Origin of the sequence: Luteolibacter sp., from assembly GCF_039920825.1 — a bacterium.
In the GTDB taxonomy this organism is placed as follows: domain Bacteria; phylum Verrucomicrobiota; class Verrucomicrobiia; order Verrucomicrobiales; family Akkermansiaceae; genus Luteolibacter.
In genome coordinates, this window is record NZ_JBDSCX010000064.1 from 1 (window position 1) to 20,743 (window position 20,743).

The window sequence follows — 20,743 nt, forward strand, 5'->3', positions numbered from 1 at the left end:
CACGAACCCCGGGCCATCAAAAAGCGGCCGAAGAACTTCAGCTACCTCACCGCAGCCAGGTCAATTTTCAAAGAAATCCCCCATCGCGGTAAACCCCGAAATTTCGCTTAAGTCAGTGCCATTCCGGTCAGTCTTTTCATGATTTGCGGCCCCAATTCGGCAACGGTTTTATGAGTTCCTCTCATTTTTTGAAAAACGTATTAGGAATGGCGCGGCGGGGAGAAGCTTCAATTTAATCTGACGGATTCCTCGGCGTCGCCATCTCCGACTTGTTCTGCTTCTTTGGATCAGTCATCGGCATTGGGAGAGTTTAGGAATTCAGTGCGGTCATAATCGTAAATAGTGCGCCAAACGTGAACAGAACGGAGCAAACTAAGAATAAATAGCAAGCGATCCGAATTTCTTGTCGTCTCCCCCAGTAGTCCTGGAGATGATTGAAAACTTTCGCCTTCTCTGGTGTCACGTTACGTCGCGGCGCAGATGAGACCGAAAATCGAAGTATCCAGAATATATCGGGAACTGTCTTGAACGCTTGTAGAACTTCCCAGCCGCTCGCCCATTCCCATTGCCAGCGCTCCGCTACCTTGCATCGCTGGTGCGCCATCGGAAGTAGCCAACCAGCGCCGAATGCAAAAACAAAAACGCCGCAAATCCATAGAAAGCAGATCATCTGATGTGTCTTCGATTTATTTGCAGAACAGTCTTTATTACCCGGATTGGCATATCGCAGAAGGGCGACATCCGATCCGCTGTCATCGGATAGAGCCAAACGCTTTAGACCATGGCCGTCAACAAAATCCGACGATTCGGAGCCGAAGTGTGAAGCGGGAACTGAGGGAGATTCCGGCGATCTTCAGGAATTCCGGAGCAGTTGAATACGACCGTTTTCGCCATCCGGGTTTTCCAGCAGAGTCTTACTGGCGCTTGTTTGAATATGAGGACGATAGGATACCTTCTCCTTGTTGACCGTGACGTAAAAATTTCCCTGAAAAATCCGTTGCACTCGGACGGTGTGATGCGATCCGTAATTAGAGCCGGATGAGCTCGGATCAGAATCTGAAATGCAGTAAGATGAAAACCGCGAATTCCTGAAGGGATAAGCGAAGATCCGGGAAAATCGCCCGGCTCGCTTTTGTACGGCGAGCATTGATTCCGCAGGAGGGTGATGAACGGCGGGGCTGCCGTTTGACAGGAACCTGCTGCGGACGTAGATTTAATTAGAAGCCCCCCATTCGCACTGGAGGTGAAATTGGCGACTAAAAACAGAACCTACCAACCTTCGTCTTTCCGGAGTGAAGTCATGCGACGCAGACCGCCCGGGAAGGAAAACATCCCCATGCGAATACGTGCTGTGAATCATCTAACTGCCTGGAGCGGCGTCGCGTCCGGCCAAACTGAAAGCGAGGAAAATCCGATGCTTGCGAAATCACTGAAAGAGTATCTCGATGAACGGAAAGTGAGATACATCACCATCATTCATTCCCCGGCCTATACGGCGCAGGAGGTGGCCCACTCGGCGCACATTCCCGAAAGCGGATTGGCGAAAACGGTAATGATCATCATCGACGGCGCACTGGCGATGGCCGTGGTGCCGGCGAACCGGCGGGTGCGGTTGGAAGAACTGCAGCGGTTGACCCACAGCGACGACCTCCGGCTGGCGCACGAGGAAGAATTTAAAGACTACTTCCCGGATTGCGAACCCGGAGCCATGCCGCCCTTCGGCAATCTCTATGACATGTCCGTCTACGTCTCGCCGGAGTTGGCAAAGGAACCGGAGATGGTCTTCAACGCCGGCTCCCACACCGAGCTGATCCGAATGGGATGGCTGGACTATCGGGCCCTGGTGAAACCCTGCATGGCGGCATTCGCCGCGTGATAAGGAGTAACGACCTTATTGTCGTTTCTTCAATGTCTCTTCCGTACCGCACGAAGAGGGGGACAGTAAGGTCCCCGCTCCTTATTTCGTGATCTCTATCACCATCGCGCTGCACGGCGGCATGTCGGGAAGCGGGACGCCGCTCACGGAGAGCGCTTCGCGGGCGACGGTGGTGGACCAGGTGGAATCGAGGCGGTCGGTGAATTTCCAAGCGCTCTGATCGCTGCGGCCCATGAATTCCCATGAGTTCTGCAGGAGGCTGACATGGGCGCCGCGCAGCGTTTCGGTCGGACTGAAGTTAGAGACGATGAGGAACGACTGGCCGCTAACAGAGTCGTGACGGAGGAAGGCGTAGAGCCAGTGGCCGGAGGCGGTCTCGTCCCCTACCCGGCCGAACTTGGGGTTCTCCGCGTTGGCGTGATTGAGACCGTAGAACTCGCCGCTCACAAATGCCGGGGACTGGGTGGCGCGGATGAGCTTGCCATACCAATCGCGGAGGGACTTCTGATCGTCGCTGAGGCGACCGCCGTCGTATTTGCCGCCGTTCACCCACTTCGTAAACTCGGGCATCGACCAGTAGTCGAAGATGGTGGTGCGGGCGTCATCGCCACCGAAGCCTTCGGTGCCGGCGGCGGGCTCGCCGACTTCCTGGCCGCTGTATAACATCACCGCGCCGCGGCCCATGGCGAAAAGGACGGCGCTAACAGGCTTGCCGACTTTCATACCGACTCCGCCCCATACCTTCGGGCTGGCGATGCGGACTTCATCGTGATTTTCCGCATAGCGCAGGGAATGATGGAAACGCGAGCCGGTGAAGGTCAGCGGATCGAGGTCGTTGGTCCATTTCCCGCCGTCGTAGATGCCTTCGAGGACATCGTAGCTGGGATCGTCATAGACGGCATCGAATCCGGCTTTGATGAGCTCATCGAGGACGTGGCCGTCGGTGAGTTTCGCGGGGTCGTTGTCGTAGGCTTCGGCGGAGAAAAAGACGTCGGACTGACGGGCGCGGGCCTGCCTAACGGCCCAACGCCAGAATTCCATGGGCACCATGTGGGCCATGTCGCAGCGGAAACCGTTGACGCCCATTTTCTGCCAGTAAGCAAGGATCGCATCCATGGTGCGCCAGGTCTTCGGCACGGCAGTTAGGGCAGCATCGGGGCCGGGGAGCGTGGAGGTGTCACGGCCCTTGGTGAAGTCGTGGCCGTAGTTCAGCTTCACGGTTTCATACCAGTCGTTGATGGATGGAGACCATGAAATGACGTTGTTGCCGGTGACGCGGCCGAAGGTGGTTTCGGGAGCGAAGAGGCCGTTGCAACCGGGCATCGATGCGGTGGGCAGCTTGAGCGGCGGACCACCACCGGCATCGTGTTGGGCGAGGTAGTAGAAGTGGTTGTCGCGGTCGAAGAAGACGTCGTGGTTGTCGCCGGTGCCGAAGGTGAGTTCGGGTTTCACGTCGGACTGATAGGAGCGGGCGACGTGGTTGGGCACGAAGTCGATGATGGTCTTGAGGCCATGCGATTTGCAGCGGTCGAGCAGTGATTTGAATTCTTCAAGGCGCTTGTCCGGATCGACGGCGTAGTCGGGGCAGACGTCGAAGTAGTCCTTGATGGCGTAGGGGCTGCCGGCGATACCCTTGAGAATGTCCGGCGCGTCGGCGGGACGGTTCGGATAGGCGGTGCCGCTGGCCTGTTCGAGCACGCCGGTGAGCCAGACGTGGGTGAAGCCCATGGTTTTCAACGAGGTGAGCGCGGCGTCGTTGATGTCATTGAATTTCCCGCAGCCGTTTTCAGCGAGGGTGCCGTTGGTTTTCCGGGTCTCGTTGGTATTGCCAAAGGTGCGGACCATCAACTGATAGATCACGGGGCGGGTCGCGGCGAGGGCCTGGCTGCTGAGAGTCATCGCCGCCAAGACAACACCGAGGGAGAGGTTTTGCCAAGTCATGGTTCAGATCCGATCGGGCGTGGACTTGGTGGAATCGTCCTTGATGAGCAGGGTGAACCCGGCGGCGATGAGCATGCAGACGCCGCCGATGACCACCGCGGTGAGCCGGCTGACTCCCTCGAAATTTTCCATCACCCGGCTCAGCACGATGGCCACCAGGATCTGAGGGATGACGATGAAGAAGTTGAAGATCCCCATGTAAACACCCATCCGGTTGGCGGGCAGGGAGTTGGAAAGCATGGCATAGGGCATGGATAGAATCGATGCCCAAGCGATACCGATGCCACTGAAGCACACCCACTGAAGGATGGCAGGATTCCTTACCACCCCTACCCCGGCCAGCCCGAGTCCGCCGGCGAGCAGCGAGAAGAAGTGGATCCACTTGGCGGGGACAACGCGTCCGATCCAAAGCAACGCCATGGCGGCGAGAAAGGCGACGAGGTTGTAAACGGCGAAGCAGTTGTTCGCGAGGTCGATGCCGTCTTTGTAAAGTTTCGAGTGGGTATCGGTCGCGCCCATGATGTTGCGGGCAACGGCCACGCTGAAGAAAATCCACATGCAGAACAGACCCATCCAGGTGAAGAACTGGACGAAGGCGAGTTGCTTCATGCGCGGCGGCATTTGTTTGAGCGCATCGATGATTTCCGCAAGCCCGCTCATCTCATGCGGTTTTTCATCCGGAGAAGGCGGATGTTCCTTGGTGGAAATCACCGTCCACAGGACCGCCAGAATGAACACGACCGCCCCCACGCCGAACGCGACATGGACCGTCTGCGGGATCGCCTGACCGACGCCGGTTTCCGCACTCACGCTGCCGTAGTCGCGCAGCCAGCCGGGAAGCTTGGATGCGATCACCGCGCCCGCGCCGATGAAGACCGACTGCATGGCGAAGCCCACGGTGCGCTGTTGTTCCGGAAGCAGATCCGCGACGAACGCGCGGAACGGCTCCATGCTGACATTCACGGAAGCATCCAGAATCCATAACAGGCCCGCCGCCATCCAGAGCGCGCTGGAGTGCGGCATGATCAGCAGAGCCAGCGAGGCGAGGATCGCTCCGGCGAGGAAATACGGACGCCGCCTTCCCAACACGGGATGCCACGTCCGGTCGCTCATCGAGCCGATGATGGGCTGGACGATCAATCCTGTTAGCGGAGCCGCGAGCCAGAGCAGCGGCAGCGAACTCTCCTTCGCGCCGAGGTATTCATAAATCGAGGACATGTTTCCCATCTGCAGCCCCCAGCCGAACTGGATGCCGAAGAAGCCGAACGACATGTTCCATATTTGCCAAAACGAGAGACGGGGTTTTTCTGACATGAGAGTTTGATGGGTTTTCGAAATTGCAGAATAGCACCTGCGAATCCCCCCTCGGCAAGCTCCGGGATGTGATTGGAAACTTTTCCCGGTTTCAGGCGGATTTCCTTAAACCACTAGCGTTTATCGACATCCCTCTCGATTTTCTCCCGCTCTTCACGGACGACAGCGAGAACGTCATAGAGCGCGAACAACATCACCACGCAGGTCGCCACCGCGCATCCGCCCCACCAGAGAAGGACGTGCCACGGGTTGGACCAGATCCAGGCATCGATGATCCACAGGCCGACGGCGAGCATGCCGAGCGGGACCAACATCAGATAGACGAGCCACTTCCGGCGTTCCATGCGGTCGTGGAGGATCGCCCGGGCGAGGCCGGTGCTGCTGCTCCAGGGGCGTGGCTTGTTACCGGCCATGGTTCAAAAAAATCACGGCGTGCCCAACGGAGCGAGCGCGTTGATATACCATTCCCAAATCCTCCAGGCCCCGAACATCCAGGTGACGGCACCCATGGCGAGGAAGGGTCCGAACGGCAGTTGTTTGCCAAAGCCGATGCGCCCGATCAAGGCGGCGAGGATCGCGAAGATCGATGCGGAAAAGAGCGAGAAAAACACTCCGGTCCAACCGAAGAACGCGCCGATCATTCCCAACAGATGGACGTCGCCCATGCCCATCGCCTCGCGCGGGATCACGGCAGAGGTCGCCATGCCGTCGAGGGATTTGATTTTCGAAAGGTGGTGAATGGTGCCGTCGGGCAACTGAACTTCCATCTCGCGGATGATCAGGGAACCGCCGCCCACCGACTCGCCGCTCACGCGTATGTCCGTGGCTTCCACTAACAGACGATCGGTCTTACGGCAGAAGATATCCCACCACGCGATGCTCTCGCCATCGATGATAAACAGCATGGGATCGACGTCGTTTTCCGGTTCCTTCAGCGAGAATGCAACCGGCTTATCGAACTTGAGCGCCTTTTTGCCGAAGGCGAGTTTGCCGAGTTCGACGACGAGCCAGAGCCCGACGAAACCGGACGTCCAGCCGATGAAGCCGTGCTTGAGTCCGGAAAGCCAGTTTCCCGCTTCATTGCCGAGGACCGGCAATTGCGGCCACAAGGCGCACGCTCCGAGACCGACCACGGTGCCGCCCCATGTCAGCGTGCTCGGGATGATGAGATGCTCTGCATCGATGAAAGTGATGGAAACCAACAACGCAACGAGCACCCACAGGCAAGCCACGACCGGAACGGATTGTATGGCAAACAACCACCAGACGACGCAGAACAACACGGCCGTTAGAAGTTCGACCCCGAAGTAACGGAACGCGATGGGCGCATGACATTCCTTGCATTTCCCCCGCAACCACAGCCAACTGATGAGCGGAAAATTCAGCCACATCGGGATCGGGTTCTTGCACAGCGGACAGAACGATCGTTTAGGCTCGTTGACCGACATGCCGAGCGGCACCCGGTAGATCACCACGTTGAGAAACGATCCGATGCAGGCACCGAGGAGGAACACCGGGATAAACCAAATCCACGGTTCGAAAGGCAGGTTGAAGGGTGAGGTGAACAAGGTGCCGCCATTCAAGCCACAAGGAACGGCCTGCCAAGGAGAAAGCGACTCCCGGAAGTGGACGAACGGAAGAGTTTCAGCCGCAAAAAGGGACAAGAATCCGAAAGAAAAGAAGACGCCAGATGCGGAGGGGGTGCTTTTTTGAATTCCACCAACAAACCCCTTCTTGCTCCCCTTTTCGCCTTTTTGCGGCTGAAACTCTTACAAGGTTAGAATGACGGATGGAATTAACCCTTAAAATGCACATTGCGGGAGCGGGCGGAATCCGACCTAACACACCCATCCGCGAAGGCCGGGCCCGTTCACGACGCGGCATTTCCGCCCGGGGCACTATGGCCGAGACACTCGAAGGCGGCCGAAGAGCGACGGAGAATTCCCTCGCGGGATCGTAACGATGACCTCCTGGTTTCCTCCGGCATCCGCCTCCCCAAGGGTGACTCGCGGACTGGAGACGATGGCGACGGGTGTCCATGCTGTCATGTCGGATGAGTATTCGAAGACCTGCGAGGTGTCGGCTGCGGACGCCGCGAGACGGAGGAAGCTGAAGACGAGGTTCGCTCCGTTCGCCGAGGCGGTGGGAAGAATAGCGGACGAGGTGGCGCTCGGATCTCCCCTGAGGACATATTCGAGCAGGTTGGAGATGCCATCGCCATCGGGATCGGCGGACGCTCCTTTTTGAGCGAGGCCGGATTGATTGAATGACCAGCCGCGGAATCCGTCATCCGGTTCCGCCGAAACGACGAGGGCGTGATAGGCCAAGGTGGCGAAGAGTGGCTTTGCGCCGGTGAAGACGCCGTTGTCGGTCACGGAGACGGGTGAGTATGCCGTGGTGAAATTCGCGTTTCCGAGCTGGCCGTAGTAATTCGCACCCCACGTCACAATCGATCCGTCCGAGCAAATGGCAAGCGAGCTGCTGCCTCCGGACGCGACGCTGGATACAGTTTTCCCGGACAGATTCCCGCTAGTAATTACCTCAGCCGGCGTGTAGGCCTCCAAAGAGTTATTCCCCCGCTGGCCGGCATCGTTGGCTCCCCAGGTCACCACCGTGCCATCCGAGCACAGCACGGTCGGTGTGGAATGGGCGGCTTGTGAAAGCGCCACCACTTTCTTGCCCGCAAGAATGCCGGTCTGATTCACCGGAACGGGAACAGAGCTTTCCCGATAAGGGGATGTCAGCACGCCGAGCTGATAGGATGAATTCAGTCCCCAAGCGGCGAGCGTGCCGTCCGAGCAGAGGGCGAGGCTATATTCGAAACCCGCGCTGACCGCCACCACCGTTTTCCCCGCCAGCACTCCTGCGGTGGAAACGAGGACCGGGGACAGCCGGGCAGTGGTTGTTCCGTCGCCGAGCTGACCATGGATGTTGCCGCCCCAGGCGAGGACGGAGCCGTCCGAACAAACCGCCAGGCTGTGGTAACCGCCTGCGGCGACCGCGACCACCGATTTGGAGGCCAGGCTGCCGGTTAGGGAAACCATCACCGGCTCGGTGGGGGAGGTTGTGGTACCATCCCCCAATTGTCCATAGTAGTTGCTGCCCCAGGCCACCACAGAGCCGTCGGCACAAACGGCCAGACTATTCCCCGCGGCGGAGGAGATGCCGACGACTGATTTCCCAGCCAGCGCCCCGGTGGTTTTCACGGAAATAGGGACGGTGCTCAGGTTGATCCCACCCGCGCCGAGATTTTCCTTCCCTCCGCCCCATACGGCGACGGTTCCATCCGCGCACAATGCCACACTGCTGCTCGCACCGGAGGCGATGCCGGTGATGGTTTTCCCCGTCAGCACACCCATGTCGGCCATGGCGACGGGAGCAGGGACTTTCTGCACCAGACCCACACCGAGCTGCCCCGAAGCGTTGAGCCCCCATCCGGCAATGCTCCGATGCGCCCACTCCAGAACGAGGTCGTTGCCCGTTCCGCCGTAGTAGTTGGAGACGAAATGATAGATCCTGCCGCCAAAGGACAGGTCCACCGGCTGCCCTTGCGTTAGACCCGCGAAACGGCCGCTGATGAATTCGGGACCAGTCACCTCAATGACTTTCAGGTTTGTCCCGACGGGCGGAGCAAAGCTCAATGAGAACCCCGCATTCCAACCGGTAGCATCGAAACGTGTGTAGGCGCGCGCCGGATCCGCTGCCGACGCAAAAAAAGGATTCAGGTCCCCTCCGACGTGAACCGTGTAAGTGGTGGAGGTGGAGTCCTCGGCAGTGACTTTTACGAGGATTTCCTGGCCAGGCGAAACGGGGATGAGAGCGGTGGTGGTCCCGGAAGAGATGGCCGTACCGTTGACCTCCACCGTGGCGGTGAGATCGCGCGTCACAGGCGTGAGCGTGACGGAGGTGACGGACGGCGGAGTGCCGATGAAATAGTCCCGGCTGCCTGTCAAAACCAGCGGCAATGACGAACCGGCGGCATTAGCGACGAGGCCGGACAATCCGGAACTGGGAGAATACGCAGCGATCGAAACCACATGGGATGATCTGGACGATGCGGAAATCAGCACTTTGTCCGAAAGGACTCCAAAGCGATTCATCGCTCCGGGTGAGCTGCGGGGTTTGGTCGTTCCGTCGCCCAACTGGCCTAAGGTATTCGTGCCCCAGCTTGCCAATGTGCCATCCGAACATCCGGCGATGCTGATGGATTTTCCCGCACAGATGAATGAAACCGATTTTCCTGCAAAAACACCGGAAGTGACCGCCGCTATCGGCACGGCGCTCTGGACATTGCTGCCGTTCCCGAGTTGGCCGTAGGTGTTGGTCCCCCAGACCGCGATCGTGCCGTCCGAGCACAGCGCCAGACTATGGCCGTTTCCAGACTCCAAGCCGCTTCCAGCCACTGCCGAGACGATGGTTTTGCCGGACAAGACACCGGAAGACGCGATGTCAACTGGCAGACTCACCAACCCCGTGGTCCCATCACCAATCTGTCCGTTGGAGTTTCCTCCCCAGGCCACCATCGTACCGTCCGAGCAAAACGCCAGATTGTGGATGGTGCCCGCTTCGATCCTAGCCACAAGCTTGCCGGCGAAAGCCGCCGCCATCGCGCTTATTTCAACGGGCACCAACCGATTCTCCGTATCGCCCAAACCAAGCTGTCCCGGATAGTTGGAGCCCCATCCGAGCAGGCTACCGTCGGAGCACCGGGCGAGATTGTGGCTGCCCCCGGCGGAAATACCCACCACCATCCTGCCGGGCGGCAATCCCGAGAGATCCACCGCGACCGGTATGCGGCTGCTGCCGCCGGTTGTGCCGTTACCGATCTGACCGGAACTGTTCGAGCCCCAAGCCGCAACGGTGCCATCCGAGCACAAGGCGAGACTATGGGAGTATCCCGCGGACACCGCCACGACGGTTTTTCCGGCCAGAACTCCGGAGGTATCGACGGCCACCGGGACTCCTTGGTTGGTAACACTGTTTATTCCCAGTTGGCCGAATGAATTGTAACCCCAGGCGGCGATGGTGCCATCCGAACAAAGGGCGAGGCAATGGTTCCCTCCCGCGGACACGGTGAGAACGGTTTTCCCGGTCAACACGCCCCGATCCGTCATGGCGGTCGCTACCAGATTTTTGGCGTCAAACGGAGGCTGCTGGCTGCCTTTTTGCAAAGTTCCAAACAAGCTCGCCCCCCATGAAATGACGTCACGCAAATGCCACTCCAGCACCAGATCATTGCCATCGCCGCCATAGTAGTTCACGACCCAAAGGCGGCCTCCTACGGAAATGACCTGGCCTTGTGCCACCCCGGAGAATTCCCCTGAGATTGGGCTAAGACCCGTATTGTTGATGATCTTGAGGCCTGTTCCGGGGGACGGAACAAAGTCCAGCGACGCGTTCAGCTGCAATCCGGCGGCGGCAAACGCCGGACAAGTCAGGCCGGAGCCCGATGGTCCGTGGATAACAGTCGTTAGATCCTGGGACCACTGGATCGCGACGGTCCAAGTGTCGGACGACTGACCGTCTTCCGAGGTGGCCACGATGGTGACGAGCGGGGTTCCCGGTGCAATCACCGCGCTCGACGCGCCGGAATTGACGGCGACGCCGTTGACCGTGATCCGTGCCGCGGAGTTGCGTGCCACGGGTGTAACCGTGAGCGGGATTCCCGACTTCTCCGACACACTTGCCACGTAGTGACTCAATGCGGCCGAGAATCCGTAGTCCAGCGTGCCGGTGCCCAACTTCAGCTCGGCCAATTTTGAATCGCCGGACAGCGGTGCCGCCGCCACGGCCACGCTATGAACTCTACCGCCGGCTCCGGACACGAATTTTCTGCCTGAGAAATCCCCGGTCATCGAGATCGCCACCGGAACCAGGCTCGCCACATCGGTACTGTTCCCGAGCGTGCCTTCATTCACGCCACATGCGGCAGCGGTGCCATCCTTGCAAAACATGAGACTGTGGTTGGCGCCACCGGTCGCGCTGATGACGATTTTCCCGGCCAGAGCGCCGCTGGTATCCATCGCAACAGGCAGGCTGCTGTTGACCGTGCTGTTATTTCCCAACTCGCCATCGGCATCGTTCCCCCATCCAGCCACGGTGCCGTTGGCACAAACGACGAAACTGTGCGCCGATCCCGCACCAATGGCCACCCGCTTCCTACCTGCGAGCGCTCCGGTGTCGGCCGTGACGACAACAGGAACACTACTGTTCGTCGTAGACCCGTTCCCCAACTGCCCATACGAGTTTTCTCCCCACGCGACAACGACACCGTCCGAGCACAACGCGAGACTGTGGGAATAACCTGCGGCGATACCGACGACGGTCTTCCCCAAAAGCGCTCCTTCGGTTTTCACGGCCACCGGAACGCCGCTTCCCAAGGTCGTCCCACTGCCAAGCTCGCCGAAAAAATTCACGCCCCACGCCACCACCTTGCCATCCGAGCAAAGGGCCAGGCTGTGGCCAGACCCGGCTGCAATTGCCACCACCGTTTTGCCAGCAAGAGCTCCGGCCACCGATACCGCCACCGGAACATTGGTGTAACCCAGCACACCGGTGCCGAGTTCGCCATCAGAGTTGGCACCCCATGAGACGACCGTGCCATCCGAGCACAAGGCGAGGCTATACGAGTTTCCCGCAGCCACCGCCACAACCGTTTTGCCCAAGAGGGCGCCACTGGCATCCACCGCCACCGGCAGACCGTGGTTTTCCCAGCTCCCGTCGCCGAGTTCTCCGTTATTACCTTTGCCCCATGCCACCACTTTCCCATCCGAACAGAGAGCAAGGCTGTGATCCACACCGGCAGCGACGTGCAGGATGGTTTTCCCGGCAAGAACTCCCGCCTGACTGACAGGAACCGGCTCAAGGCTTTTGCCTCCAGAGACAGATGGGGTGCCAAGTTGCCCATAGTCGTTAAATCCCCACGTCCACGCTTCCTGATGGGCCCATTGCAAAACCAGATCATTGCCAGTCCCGCCGTAATAGTCGGCCACAAAGCGATAGATAAGCCCCGCGTAGGTCAATTTCAGCGTCTGGCCTTGCGCCAGATTGGAGAACCGGCCGGAGATGAAGCCAAGCCCCTTGTTCTTCACGAGCATCAGGTTTGTGCCCGCAGGCGGCGCGAAACCCAGAGTGATCTTCACCTTGTTTCCCGTAGCCGTGTAGTCGGAAACCTTCACCGGCACGACGGTCGCGGAGGTAAAATCCGCCGTGACCGTGGCCGCCGTGGCGGAGACGCAGAGCATCGCCGGGATCAAGGCGGACAGCGCTTTCCACAGGAAATGCCCCCTCCGCAGGATCGGAACGGGGCGGGGATTTCCGGAGCAGAAAGGGACAAGGGTGCGGGTGAGCATGGCAGGGAGTTAGTCGCTGATAGAGTGACTGGCAAGGTCGATTTGACGAACGCATCGGGCCTCTGGACGGCTGGAACTTTGGAGTGCGGCAGCGCTACGCCGTTTCGAATTCTTCCGGAGCAAAGTGGAAATGCCTTCCCGCTCCTGCTGCAACCAAACGGGCGTCATGCCGCCGCAGTCCAAAGCAGGAGAGTTAGCCCGGCCGGAAGCCAACTTAACACACCCCTCGCCGGGACTCACTCCCGTCCGGCAACCGGTCGTTATGGCCGCGAAATCCTCAGGCGGCCGAAGAGTGTCGCGGAATCTCCTCGCGGAATCGTCACAGTGACCTCCTGATTTCCTTCGGTATCCACATCCCCAAGGGTGACTCGCGGCCCGGAGACAATGGCGATGGGTGTCCATGCAGTCATGTCGGATGAGTATTCGAAGACCTGCGAGGTGTCGGCTGCGGACGCCGCCAGACGGCTGAAACCGAAAGCGATGCCCGTTCCATCCGCGGAGGCGGTGGTATGAATGGCGGACGAAGCCGTGGCCGGATCACAGCGCAGGACGTATTCGAGAAGGTTGGAGGCGCCCGAAGCGGCTTTCGCGGAGGGACCGGCTGGATTGAAGGATGGTTCGGGAGCGCTGTCATCCGGATCCGCCGAAACGAGGAGGGCATGATAGGCCAAGGTGGCGAAGAGCGGTTTTCCACCGGTGAGGACGCCGTTGTCCGTCACGGGGACGGGTGCGGAGGAATAGGTAAAATCCTCGTTTCCAAGCTGGCCCTGCTGGTTGTCTCCCCATGTCACTACCGATCCGTCCGAACAGATGGCCAGCGAGCTGCTACCGCCGGACGCGACGCTGGACACGGTCTTCCCGGTCAACTCTCCAGTCGTGGTAACCACAGCTGGCTCGGAATATTGAAAACCGGTGTTTCCCCGCTGGCCGTAGCTGTTTTCTCCCCACGTCACTACCGTGCCGTCCGAGCACAGCACGGTCGGTGTGGAATGGGCGGCTTGTGAAAGCGCCACCACGGTCTTGCCTGCGAGAATACCAGTCTGATCAACGTGCCTTGGAACCCAGCTTTCATGGCCGTCATTAAACCCCGCTCTTCCCCAAACGGCCAGCATGCCGTCCGAGCAAAGTGCGAGGCTGTATTCCAAACCGGCGCTGACGGCCACCACGGTTTTTCCGGCCAGCACGCCGGCGGTGGAAACGAGGACCGGCGCATCTCTCTCCACATTCGTCCCATCACCAAGCTGGCCGCGGGGGTTTCCGCCCCACGAGAGCACGGAGCCGTCCGAACAGATCGCGAGGCTGTGGTAGCCGCCCACCGCGACCGCAACCACCGACTTGGAGGCCAGCGCCCCCTTGAGGGAAACTTTCACCGGCTCGGCGGGAGTGTTCGTGGTGCCGTCTCCCAGCTGGCCACGGTCGTTGGCTCCCCACGCCACCACGGAGCCGTCCGTGCAAACCGCCAGCCCGCTGCCCGAGGCGGCGGAAATGCCCGCGACGGATTTTCCGGCGAGCACGCCGGTGGTTTTGATGGAAATGGGAACGGAACTCTGGCTGGTCCCACCCGCGCCGAGAGCCCCTGGGATGTAGCCCCATACGGCTACGGTTCCGTCCGCGCACAATGCCGCGCTGCTGCCTGCGCCGGAGGCGATGGATGTGATGGTTCTGCCACTCAACACCCCCATGTCGGCCATGGCGACGGGGGCCGCGATGAGCTGCTGCGGACTGACGCCGAGCTGCCCTGCGCCATTGTCTCCCCAGCCCGCGATGCTCCGGTGCGCCCACTCGAGGACGAGGTCATTGCCCGTCCCGCCGTGATAGTTGGCGACAAAGTGATAGGTCTTGCCGCCGAACGGGAGATCCACCGTCTGACCCGGGGCCAGATTCTTGAAACGGCCGGTGATGAAGGACAGGCCGGTGATGTCGATGACCGTCAGGTTGGTCCCCACGGACGGCGCGAAATCCAGCGAGACGGTTAGACCCAGGCCGGTGGCGTCGAACGCCACCTTCGCCAGCCCGACGTCCGAAGCTTGATGGAGCACGATGGCTTTATCCCGCGACCACTGCAGCGCGACGTTCCAGGTGGCGGACGACAGGCAGCTCTCCGAGGTGACCACGATGCTGACAAGCGGAGTGCCCGCTACGATGATCCCGCTCGGCGAGCCGGAGCTGACCGGCATGCCGTTGACCGTGATCCGTGCCTTGGGATCCCGCACCACTGGCGTGAACCTGAGAGGGATCTCCGATTTCACCGACACACTCGCGACATAATGACTCATCGCCGGCGAAAATCCGTATCCCAGTGCACCGGTGCTCATCGACAGTCCGGCGAGCTGGGAATCTCCGGAAAGCGGCACGGCGACCACGGCCAGGCTATGGGATAGGCCGCCTGCGCCGGATAGAAATTTCCTTCCTGAGAAGTCTCCGTCCATCGCGATCGGCACCGGCACCAGACTCGACGCCTGGGTGCCGTTTCCAAGTTCGCCGGAGGAATTCGAGCCACACGCGGTGGCCGTGCCGTTCGTGCTGAACAACAGGGTGTGGTGATAACCGCCCGTCACGCTGGCGACGGTCCTTCGGCCAACCAGGCCGGAGGTGCTGATCGCGGATGGAATGCGGTTGTCGCCCATTTGATTGTTGCCCAACTCGCCGTTCAAATTTCCCCCCCATGCAAACGCCTGGCCGTTGGTGCAAACGGCGAAACTCTGCGCCGCTCCCGCGCCGATCGTCACCGGTGGTTCGCCTTCCACGGCTCCCTCGGTGGGAATCACGAGCACCGGCACGCTGCTGTTCACCTTGGTGCCATTCCCCAGTTGGCCGGATGAATTGTCACCCCACGCCACAATGGTGCCGTCCGAACACAACGCGAGGCTGTGGGAATACCCGGCGGCGATGCCCACTACCGTCTTGCCCAACAGTTCTCCGCCTGCCTTCACCAGCACCGGCACTCCGCTCTTCACCGTTTTCCCGTTGCCCAGTTCGCCGGAGCTGTTGAGTCCCCACGCCACGACCTTGCCATCCGAGCAAAGCGCGAGGCTGTGTGAATGTCCTGCTGCGATTGCCACCACGGTTTTTCCCGCCAGCACCCCGCTCCGCGATACCCTCACCGGTACATTGCTGCCATCCACGTCGGTGCCGAGTTGCCCGCCCTCGTTGGAGCCCCATGAGGCGACGGTTCCGTCCGAGCACAGCGCCAGGGCGTGCGCTTCTCCCGCAGCCACCGCCACCACCGTCTTGCCCGCGAGCACGCCACTGGAATCCACCCGCACCGGCAGCGGTTGATTTTCCCAACTCCCATTGCCAAGCTCTCCACGGAAGCCGTAGCCCCATGCAGCCACCACGCCATCCGAACACAGTGCTAGGTTGTGGTCCCCGCAGGCAGCGGCGTGCAAAATGGTTTTCCCTGCAAGAACTCCCGCCCGGCTAACAGGAACCGGCACGGTATTGTAGTTCTGGGGAATGGTTTGAGTGCCGAGCTGGCCTTGATCGTTGTATCCCCAGGCCCACAGTTCCTGATAGGCCCAGTGCAGGACGAGATCGTTCCCAGTCCCGCCGTAGTAGTCCGCCACAAATCGGTAGGTGATGCCGCCGTAGGTCAATTTCATTACACGGCCCTGCGCCAGATTGGAAAAACGGCCTGCGATGAACCCGGCTCCCTTGTTTTCGATCACCGTCAGGCTTGCCCCGGTGGATGGCGCGAAGCCGAGTGTGACCTGCAGCTTGTCCCCCGCCGCGTCGTAGCTGGAAACCTTCAGCGGCACGGAGGCTGCGGTCTTGAACGCCGCCGTCACCGTGGCCGCGGTCGCGGAGACACATAGCATCGCTGGGAGCAGGCCGGACAGCGCCTTCCGCAGGAAATTGCACCTTCCCGGCAAAGGAACGGAGTGAAATGAAACAGGGCTGCGGGTGGGCATCGGCGGGGAGTTAGTCGCGGATAGATGCACTTGCAAGGTCGATATCCGGTGATGTGAGGCGATGGAGGGCTGTCCAAAGTTGGAAAATTGGCCCTTAAAATGCAGATGCCGGGGGCGAGCGGAATCTTGACGCCCGCCACCATCCTATTTTCAAATCCCTCATGAGCCAAACCTCGCTGACTGCTGCCGAACTGTCCCCCATCGTCGCCGCCCTCGCGGAGGAAAACCGTGCATTCATGGAGACCTACCCGGGTGAGTCGGACCGGCGGCAGGCGGTGCATACGGTTTACGGCGGGGCGCATCTTTTCAAGGCGGATTCGACCGGGAAACTCGGCGTCGTGGCGTTGCGCTCGCTGAAGGATTTCGCGCCGGATCCGGCGGAGCTGGCGCGGGTGTTGGGAGCGGATTGGGAGCCGGCGTTTGCGGAAAAGCTTTATGCGCGGATTGTCGAAAAACTCACCCGCGAGCCGGTGGAGGACTTCCGGTTGGATTTCGAGGACGGCTACGGCAACCGCGTCGATGCCGAGGAAGACGGTCACGCCGAGGAAGGCGCGCGGCAGGTCGCGGCGGGACTGGCGGCGGGGACCTTGCCGCCGTTCATCGGCATCCGGATCAAGCCGTTCAACGAAGACCTGCGGGAGCGTTCGATGCGGACGCTGGATATTTTCATCACCACACTGGTAAGAGAAACCGGCGGCATGCTGCCACCAAACTTCGTGGTCACGCTGCCCAAGGTGCAACTCGCCGCCCACGTCAGCGCGGCGGCAAATCTACTCTCGGTGCTGGAGAAAAAACTCGGCCTCGCCAATGGCAGTATCCCGATCGAGCCGATGATCGAAACGCCGCAGTCGATCATCGACCGGCACGGAAATTGTCCGTTGCTGGCGATCGTGAAAGCGGCGGAAGGCCGCTGCCATAGCGTGCATTTCGGCGTTTACGACTACACCGCGTCCAGCGGGATCACTGCGGCCTATCAGGCGATGGGTCATCCGACCTGTGATTTCGCGCGGGCCCACATGATCGTCTCCTTGGCGGGAACCGGCGTCCATCTATCCGACGGCGCGACGAACATCCTGCCGGTCGCCCCGAACCGCGGCGAGGGACTGACGGCGGAACAAATCGCCCATAATTTCGCAGCCGTCCACGGAGCTTGGAAAATGGGCTTCGACGACAACATGCACTCGCTGGTCAACGGGATCTATCAGGGATGGGACCTGCACCCGGCGCAATTCATCGCGCGCTACGCCGCGGTTTACAGCTTCTTCCTGCAAGGCCTGGAAGCGGCATCCGGGCGGTTGAAGGCGTTCGTGGAAAAAGCCGCGTTGGCCTCGTTGTTCGGCGACGTGTTCGACGACGCTGCGACCGGACAAGGGCTGCTGAATTTTTTCCTGCGCGGCATCGCCTGCGGCGCGATCACCGAGGCGGAGGCGCTGGAGACGGGACTGACGTTGGAAGAAATCCGGTCGCGGTCGTTCTATCAGATCCTGACCGGGCGGCGGGAGCGGGCGGAATAAATTCCGCGCTCAAATTATTTCGCGAGTTCAAAATCAGCGGCCTTGAGGCCTTTCTTGTAGCCGTTGAACTCGTAGCGGTTCGGCTGATAGTCGCCGACCAGCGTGACGTCCGTTTCCTTGGGAATCTCGATTCCGACACCCCAGAGGACTCCATTGATCACCATGCGGCGGAGGCCCGGATTCACGAGATCGGTGGCGGCTCCCATCGTGGTGCAGAGGATCTTGTTGGTTTTTCCCGCGCTATTTTTGACCTCGCGATGCCATGCGATGGCCATCATCGGCGAGTTGATGTCCTGCTTCTGTTTATCGGAGGCGCGTTGCTTCTCATAGGCGGCGGGCTCGTCGGTCGGGTTCATGCCTTTAAGCACCTGGCCGCGGAAAAGGATCGCGGCGTCGGCGGGCGGATAGGCTTCATAAACATCGGAATCGACGAAGACGTCGCTGACGCCGCGAAGGATGGGATCCTTCACCGCGCCGGGCTCGACGATGGCACGGGTGGCCTCCACCTTGTGCTTGCCCCAGTGGTTGACCCAGCCCTCGCCGAGGACGTTTTTGCCGTAGCTGTTATATTGCTTGAAGGCGCTGGTGTCGGGAAGTTGGAACGAGTGGGTGCTGGTGCGGATTCCCACGACCGGCACGCCACGCTGGATCGCGTCGTCGAAGTGCTTCATGGCCTCGTCCGACCATTTCCGGAAGCGCAGCGAGGTGACGATGGCATCGGCGGAATCGAGGGCTTCCGGCTTGCCGAGGCTGGCTCCGTTGTTGGGATTGATCGTGCTATCGGGATCAGTGGAGAAGAGAACGGTGCATTGGAAACCGAGGTGCTGGCTGAGGATTTTCGCCAGCATGGGCATGGCTTCCTCGGAGCGGTATTCCTCGTCGCCAGCTAACAGCACCACGTGTTTCCCGGCTCCCGGTCCCTTCCCTCCCGGGTAGGAAACCCAGCCGATTCCGGATTCCGAGTGAGCAGGCATGAGGGTGGCGAGAAGGGACAGCCCGAGGGCGGCAATGGATTTTTTCATGAGGTGGTTTTACCAATCCTCCACGGCCGATCTTTCGCGGCAAGGAAAACCGGCGGTCAGGGAGGATCCCTAACAATGGTGGCGCGAGGCGGTGGCGAAGGTGGGATTTCCTCGTCCAACACCGGAGGCGCAACCGGTTTCGGCACATGATCTTCAACAGGTGCCTTTTCGAGCGGCTGGGATTTGGCAGAAACGTCCGTGGACTCTCGCCTGGCCATCGGACCGGAATCGCCGCCGAAGCGTTTTTCAAGAAGCTCGTAGCCCTTAATGGCCGCGTATATCAGGATGCCGGAAAGCGCCAACGCGCTAACGGCGGCCATCCAGCCGCGGGATGATTCGTGTGTGGGCTTTCTCACCTGGCTTTGGGAACGTCCGCCCTGCCATGATGACTGCACCGTGTCACCCGGTTGAAACAAAACGGGCTCCAGCGCATCCAGCCACTCGCCCGCGTCCACTTTTAGAAAACCGCTATACTGCGACAGGAAACTCCTGGCATAGGTGGGACTGGAAAAAACCGAGAAGTCCCCGTCTTCCAAGGCCTCGACCACCGTACGCGGAATACGGGTTTGGGAAACCACATCATCCACCGCCAAGCCCGCGTTTTCGCGTGCCTCTCGCAGCCGTTCCCCCATCTGATCCGAAATTTCGTCCACGCTTCCTTCGGCGATCATACTTTAGCGAGCGGCTTCCGCAAGCACCGGCCCATTGCGATTTGACGAAGTCGCGATGAGCCTTCACAGTCCGCCGCGATGTCCGATATGAAGCATGTGCTGTTTGTTTGCACCGGGAATACGTGTCGCAGCCCGATGGCTGAAGGCCTCTTCCGGTTGGCGGTGAAGGAGCTGGAAGGATTTGAAGTGAGTTCGGCCGGCATCGCCGCGTCCAAGGGTGCGCCGTGCAATCCGGAAACGGCGATTCTTTTGAAAAAGCGCGGCACCGGCCTTGAAGGGTTCAGCAGCCGGATGGTATCGGACGAAATCCTCGCCAAGGCGACCCACGTTTTCGCGATGACACAAGGGCATTTGCAAACTCTGGAAGCGCGCTTTCCGCAGCACTCGGATAAATTCTATCTGGTCTGCGAGTTCGTGGAAATCCCCAACGAAGGAATCGGCACCGACGTCCCCGACCCGATCGGTCTCGGACGCCGGGCCTACGAGGAAGTCGCCGAAATGTTTGATGCGGCGATCCCGTCGATCATCGCCTACATCGACCAGACGTGGAAACCGGCCGAGTAAGGTCTCAAACCATGCCGAGTTTCATCCGGCCTTCTTCGGAAATCATTTCCTGATTCCAAGCAGGGTCCCAAACGAGCTCGACCCGGGCATCGTCGATGCCATCGATGGTCATGATCTTCGCCTGGGCGTCTGCAGCGATCACCGGGCCCATCCCGCAACCAGGAGCGGTCAACGTCATCTTCACGGCAACGATTTTTTTCCCTTCGGATTCTTCGATGATGCAGTCGTAAACGAGGCCGAGGTTCACGATGTCCACCGGAATTTCCGGATCGTAAACGCCTTTGAGCTGACTCCAGACCTGCTCTTCAAGCGGCGCGTCCTTGAGCCGGATGACCTCCGCCTGCTTCTTGACTTCCTCTTCAGGGTTCACTCCGAGCGCATCCGCATCCTGCGAAGAAATGCGCGCAAGTCCTTGAGATGTAGCGACTGTGTAGGTTCCACCGAGGCGCTGGGTGATGAAAACCGCCGTGCCGGCAGGGAGCGAAAGCGTATCGCCGCTGGGGATCTGAATGGCGGCGACTTCGCGGGTGAGCTTGATTTCCTCGTGCATGCGCGGAGTTAAAACCAGCACCCCGCCG

At 60.2% G+C, this 20,743-nt stretch carries 12 protein-coding genes; 3 read left to right on the forward strand and 9 right to left on the reverse strand.

All coding sequences use genetic code 11. The annotated features are described in order from the left end of the window. The first annotated feature begins 1,336 nt into the window (after positions 1 to 1,336). Positions 1,337 to 1,876 (forward strand): YbaK/EbsC family protein, encoded by a 540-nt coding sequence (locus ABIQ96_RS18850; protein WP_348216183.1) that lies wholly within the window; start codon positions 1,337 to 1,339, stop codon positions 1,874 to 1,876. A gap of 81 nt (positions 1,877 to 1,957) precedes the next feature. On the opposite strand, the gene ABIQ96_RS18855 is transcribed toward ABIQ96_RS18850, so the two are convergent. From ABIQ96_RS18855 to ABIQ96_RS18880, 6 genes are all read right to left on the reverse strand, one after another. Continuing rightward, positions 1,958 to 3,817 (reverse strand): alpha-amylase family glycosyl hydrolase, encoded by a 1,860-nt coding sequence (locus tag ABIQ96_RS18855; RefSeq protein ID WP_348216184.1) that lies wholly within the window; start codon positions 3,815 to 3,817, stop codon positions 1,958 to 1,960. Between the two features lie 3 nt (positions 3,818 to 3,820). Then, positions 3,821 to 5,131, reverse strand: a complete 1,311-nt coding sequence (locus ABIQ96_RS18860; protein WP_348216185.1) for an MFS transporter — start codon at positions 5,129 to 5,131, stop codon at positions 3,821 to 3,823. Positions 5,132 to 5,244: 113 nt separating this feature from the next. Then, positions 5,245 to 5,544: a hypothetical protein gene (locus tag ABIQ96_RS18865; RefSeq protein WP_348216186.1), complete on the reverse strand. Its 300-nt coding sequence runs from the start codon at positions 5,542 to 5,544 to the stop codon at positions 5,245 to 5,247. A gap of 12 nt (positions 5,545 to 5,556) precedes the next feature. Beyond that, positions 5,557 to 6,795, reverse strand: coding sequence for a prepilin peptidase (locus ABIQ96_RS18870; RefSeq protein WP_348216187.1), 1,239 nt, complete (start codon positions 6,793 to 6,795; stop codon positions 5,557 to 5,559). 234 nt (positions 6,796 to 7,029) lie between these two features. Next, positions 7,030 to 12,483: a cadherin-like beta sandwich domain-containing protein gene (locus tag ABIQ96_RS18875; protein ID WP_348216188.1), complete on the reverse strand. Its 5,454-nt coding sequence runs from the start codon at positions 12,481 to 12,483 to the stop codon at positions 7,030 to 7,032. A gap of 260 nt (positions 12,484 to 12,743) precedes the next feature. Next, entirely contained in the window at positions 12,744 to 16,394 is a 3,651-nt protein-coding gene (locus tag ABIQ96_RS18880; protein ID WP_348216189.1) for a hypothetical protein, read from the reverse strand. 161 nt (positions 16,395 to 16,555) lie between these two features. On the opposite strand from ABIQ96_RS18880, the gene ABIQ96_RS18885 reads away from it, so the two are divergent. Further along, on the forward strand, positions 16,556 to 17,908 hold the full coding sequence (locus tag ABIQ96_RS18885) for a phosphoenolpyruvate kinase (protein ID WP_348216190.1): 1,353 nt from the start codon (positions 16,556 to 16,558) through the stop codon (positions 17,906 to 17,908). 14 nt (positions 17,909 to 17,922) lie between these two features. Here the strand turns inward: ABIQ96_RS18885 and ABIQ96_RS18890 are convergent, their stop codons facing one another. After that, the gene (locus ABIQ96_RS18890) at positions 17,923 to 18,930 is read right to left on the reverse strand and encodes a ThuA domain-containing protein (protein ID WP_348216191.1); all 1,008 of its coding nucleotides are present in this window, start codon (positions 18,928 to 18,930) and stop codon (positions 17,923 to 17,925) included. Between the two features lie 56 nt (positions 18,931 to 18,986). Next, positions 18,987 to 19,601, reverse strand: a complete 615-nt coding sequence (locus ABIQ96_RS18895) for a helix-turn-helix domain-containing protein (protein ID WP_348216192.1) — start codon at positions 19,599 to 19,601, stop codon at positions 18,987 to 18,989. An 87-nt stretch (positions 19,602 to 19,688) separates the two neighbouring features. Between ABIQ96_RS18895 and ABIQ96_RS18900 the strand changes: the two genes are divergently transcribed. Then, on the forward strand, positions 19,689 to 20,165 hold the full coding sequence (locus ABIQ96_RS18900) for a low molecular weight protein arginine phosphatase (RefSeq protein ID WP_348216232.1): 477 nt from the start codon (positions 19,689 to 19,691) through the stop codon (positions 20,163 to 20,165). A gap of 4 nt (positions 20,166 to 20,169) precedes the next feature. On the opposite strand, the gene sufT is transcribed toward ABIQ96_RS18900, so the two are convergent. Next, positions 20,170 to 20,715 carry a putative Fe-S cluster assembly protein SufT gene (gene sufT, locus ABIQ96_RS18905; RefSeq protein WP_348216193.1) on the reverse strand — a complete coding sequence of 182 codons (546 nt, stop codon included), beginning with the start codon at positions 20,713 to 20,715 and terminating at the stop codon, positions 20,170 to 20,172. Between the last annotated feature and the right edge of the window lie 28 nt (positions 20,716 to 20,743).

Excerpts from the sequence above, each read along its gene's own strand:
- ABIQ96_RS18865 (WP_348216186.1), bottom strand. The coding sequence starts at position 5,544 with ATGGCCGGTAACAAGCCACGCCCCTGGAGCAGCAGCACCGGCCTCGCC.
- ABIQ96_RS18855 (WP_348216184.1), bottom strand. The coding sequence starts at position 3,817 with ATGACTTGGCAAAACCTCTCCCTCGGTGTTGTCTTGGCGGCGATGACT.
- ABIQ96_RS18890 (WP_348216191.1), bottom strand. The coding sequence starts at position 18,930 with ATGAAAAAATCCATTGCCGCCCTCGGGCTGTCCCTTCTCGCCACCCTC.
- ABIQ96_RS18850 (WP_348216183.1), top strand. The coding sequence starts at position 1,337 with ATGCGAATACGTGCTGTGAATCATCTAACTGCCTGGAGCGGCGTCGCG.
- sufT (WP_348216193.1), bottom strand. The coding sequence starts at position 20,715 with ATGCACGAGGAAATCAAGCTCACCCGCGAAGTCGCCGCCATTCAGATC.
- ABIQ96_RS18900 (WP_348216232.1), top strand. The coding sequence starts at position 19,689 with ATGAAGCATGTGCTGTTTGTTTGCACCGGGAATACGTGTCGCAGCCCG.
- ABIQ96_RS18860 (WP_348216185.1), bottom strand. The coding sequence starts at position 5,131 with ATGTCAGAAAAACCCCGTCTCTCGTTTTGGCAAATATGGAACATGTCG.
- ABIQ96_RS18880 (WP_348216189.1), bottom strand. The coding sequence starts at position 16,394 with ATGCCCACCCGCAGCCCTGTTTCATTTCACTCCGTTCCTTTGCCGGGA.
- ABIQ96_RS18885 (WP_348216190.1), top strand. The coding sequence starts at position 16,556 with ATGAGCCAAACCTCGCTGACTGCTGCCGAACTGTCCCCCATCGTCGCC.
- ABIQ96_RS18875 (WP_348216188.1), bottom strand. The coding sequence starts at position 12,483 with ATGCTCACCCGCACCCTTGTCCCTTTCTGCTCCGGAAATCCCCGCCCC.
- ABIQ96_RS18895 (WP_348216192.1), bottom strand. The coding sequence starts at position 19,601 with ATGATCGCCGAAGGAAGCGTGGACGAAATTTCGGATCAGATGGGGGAA.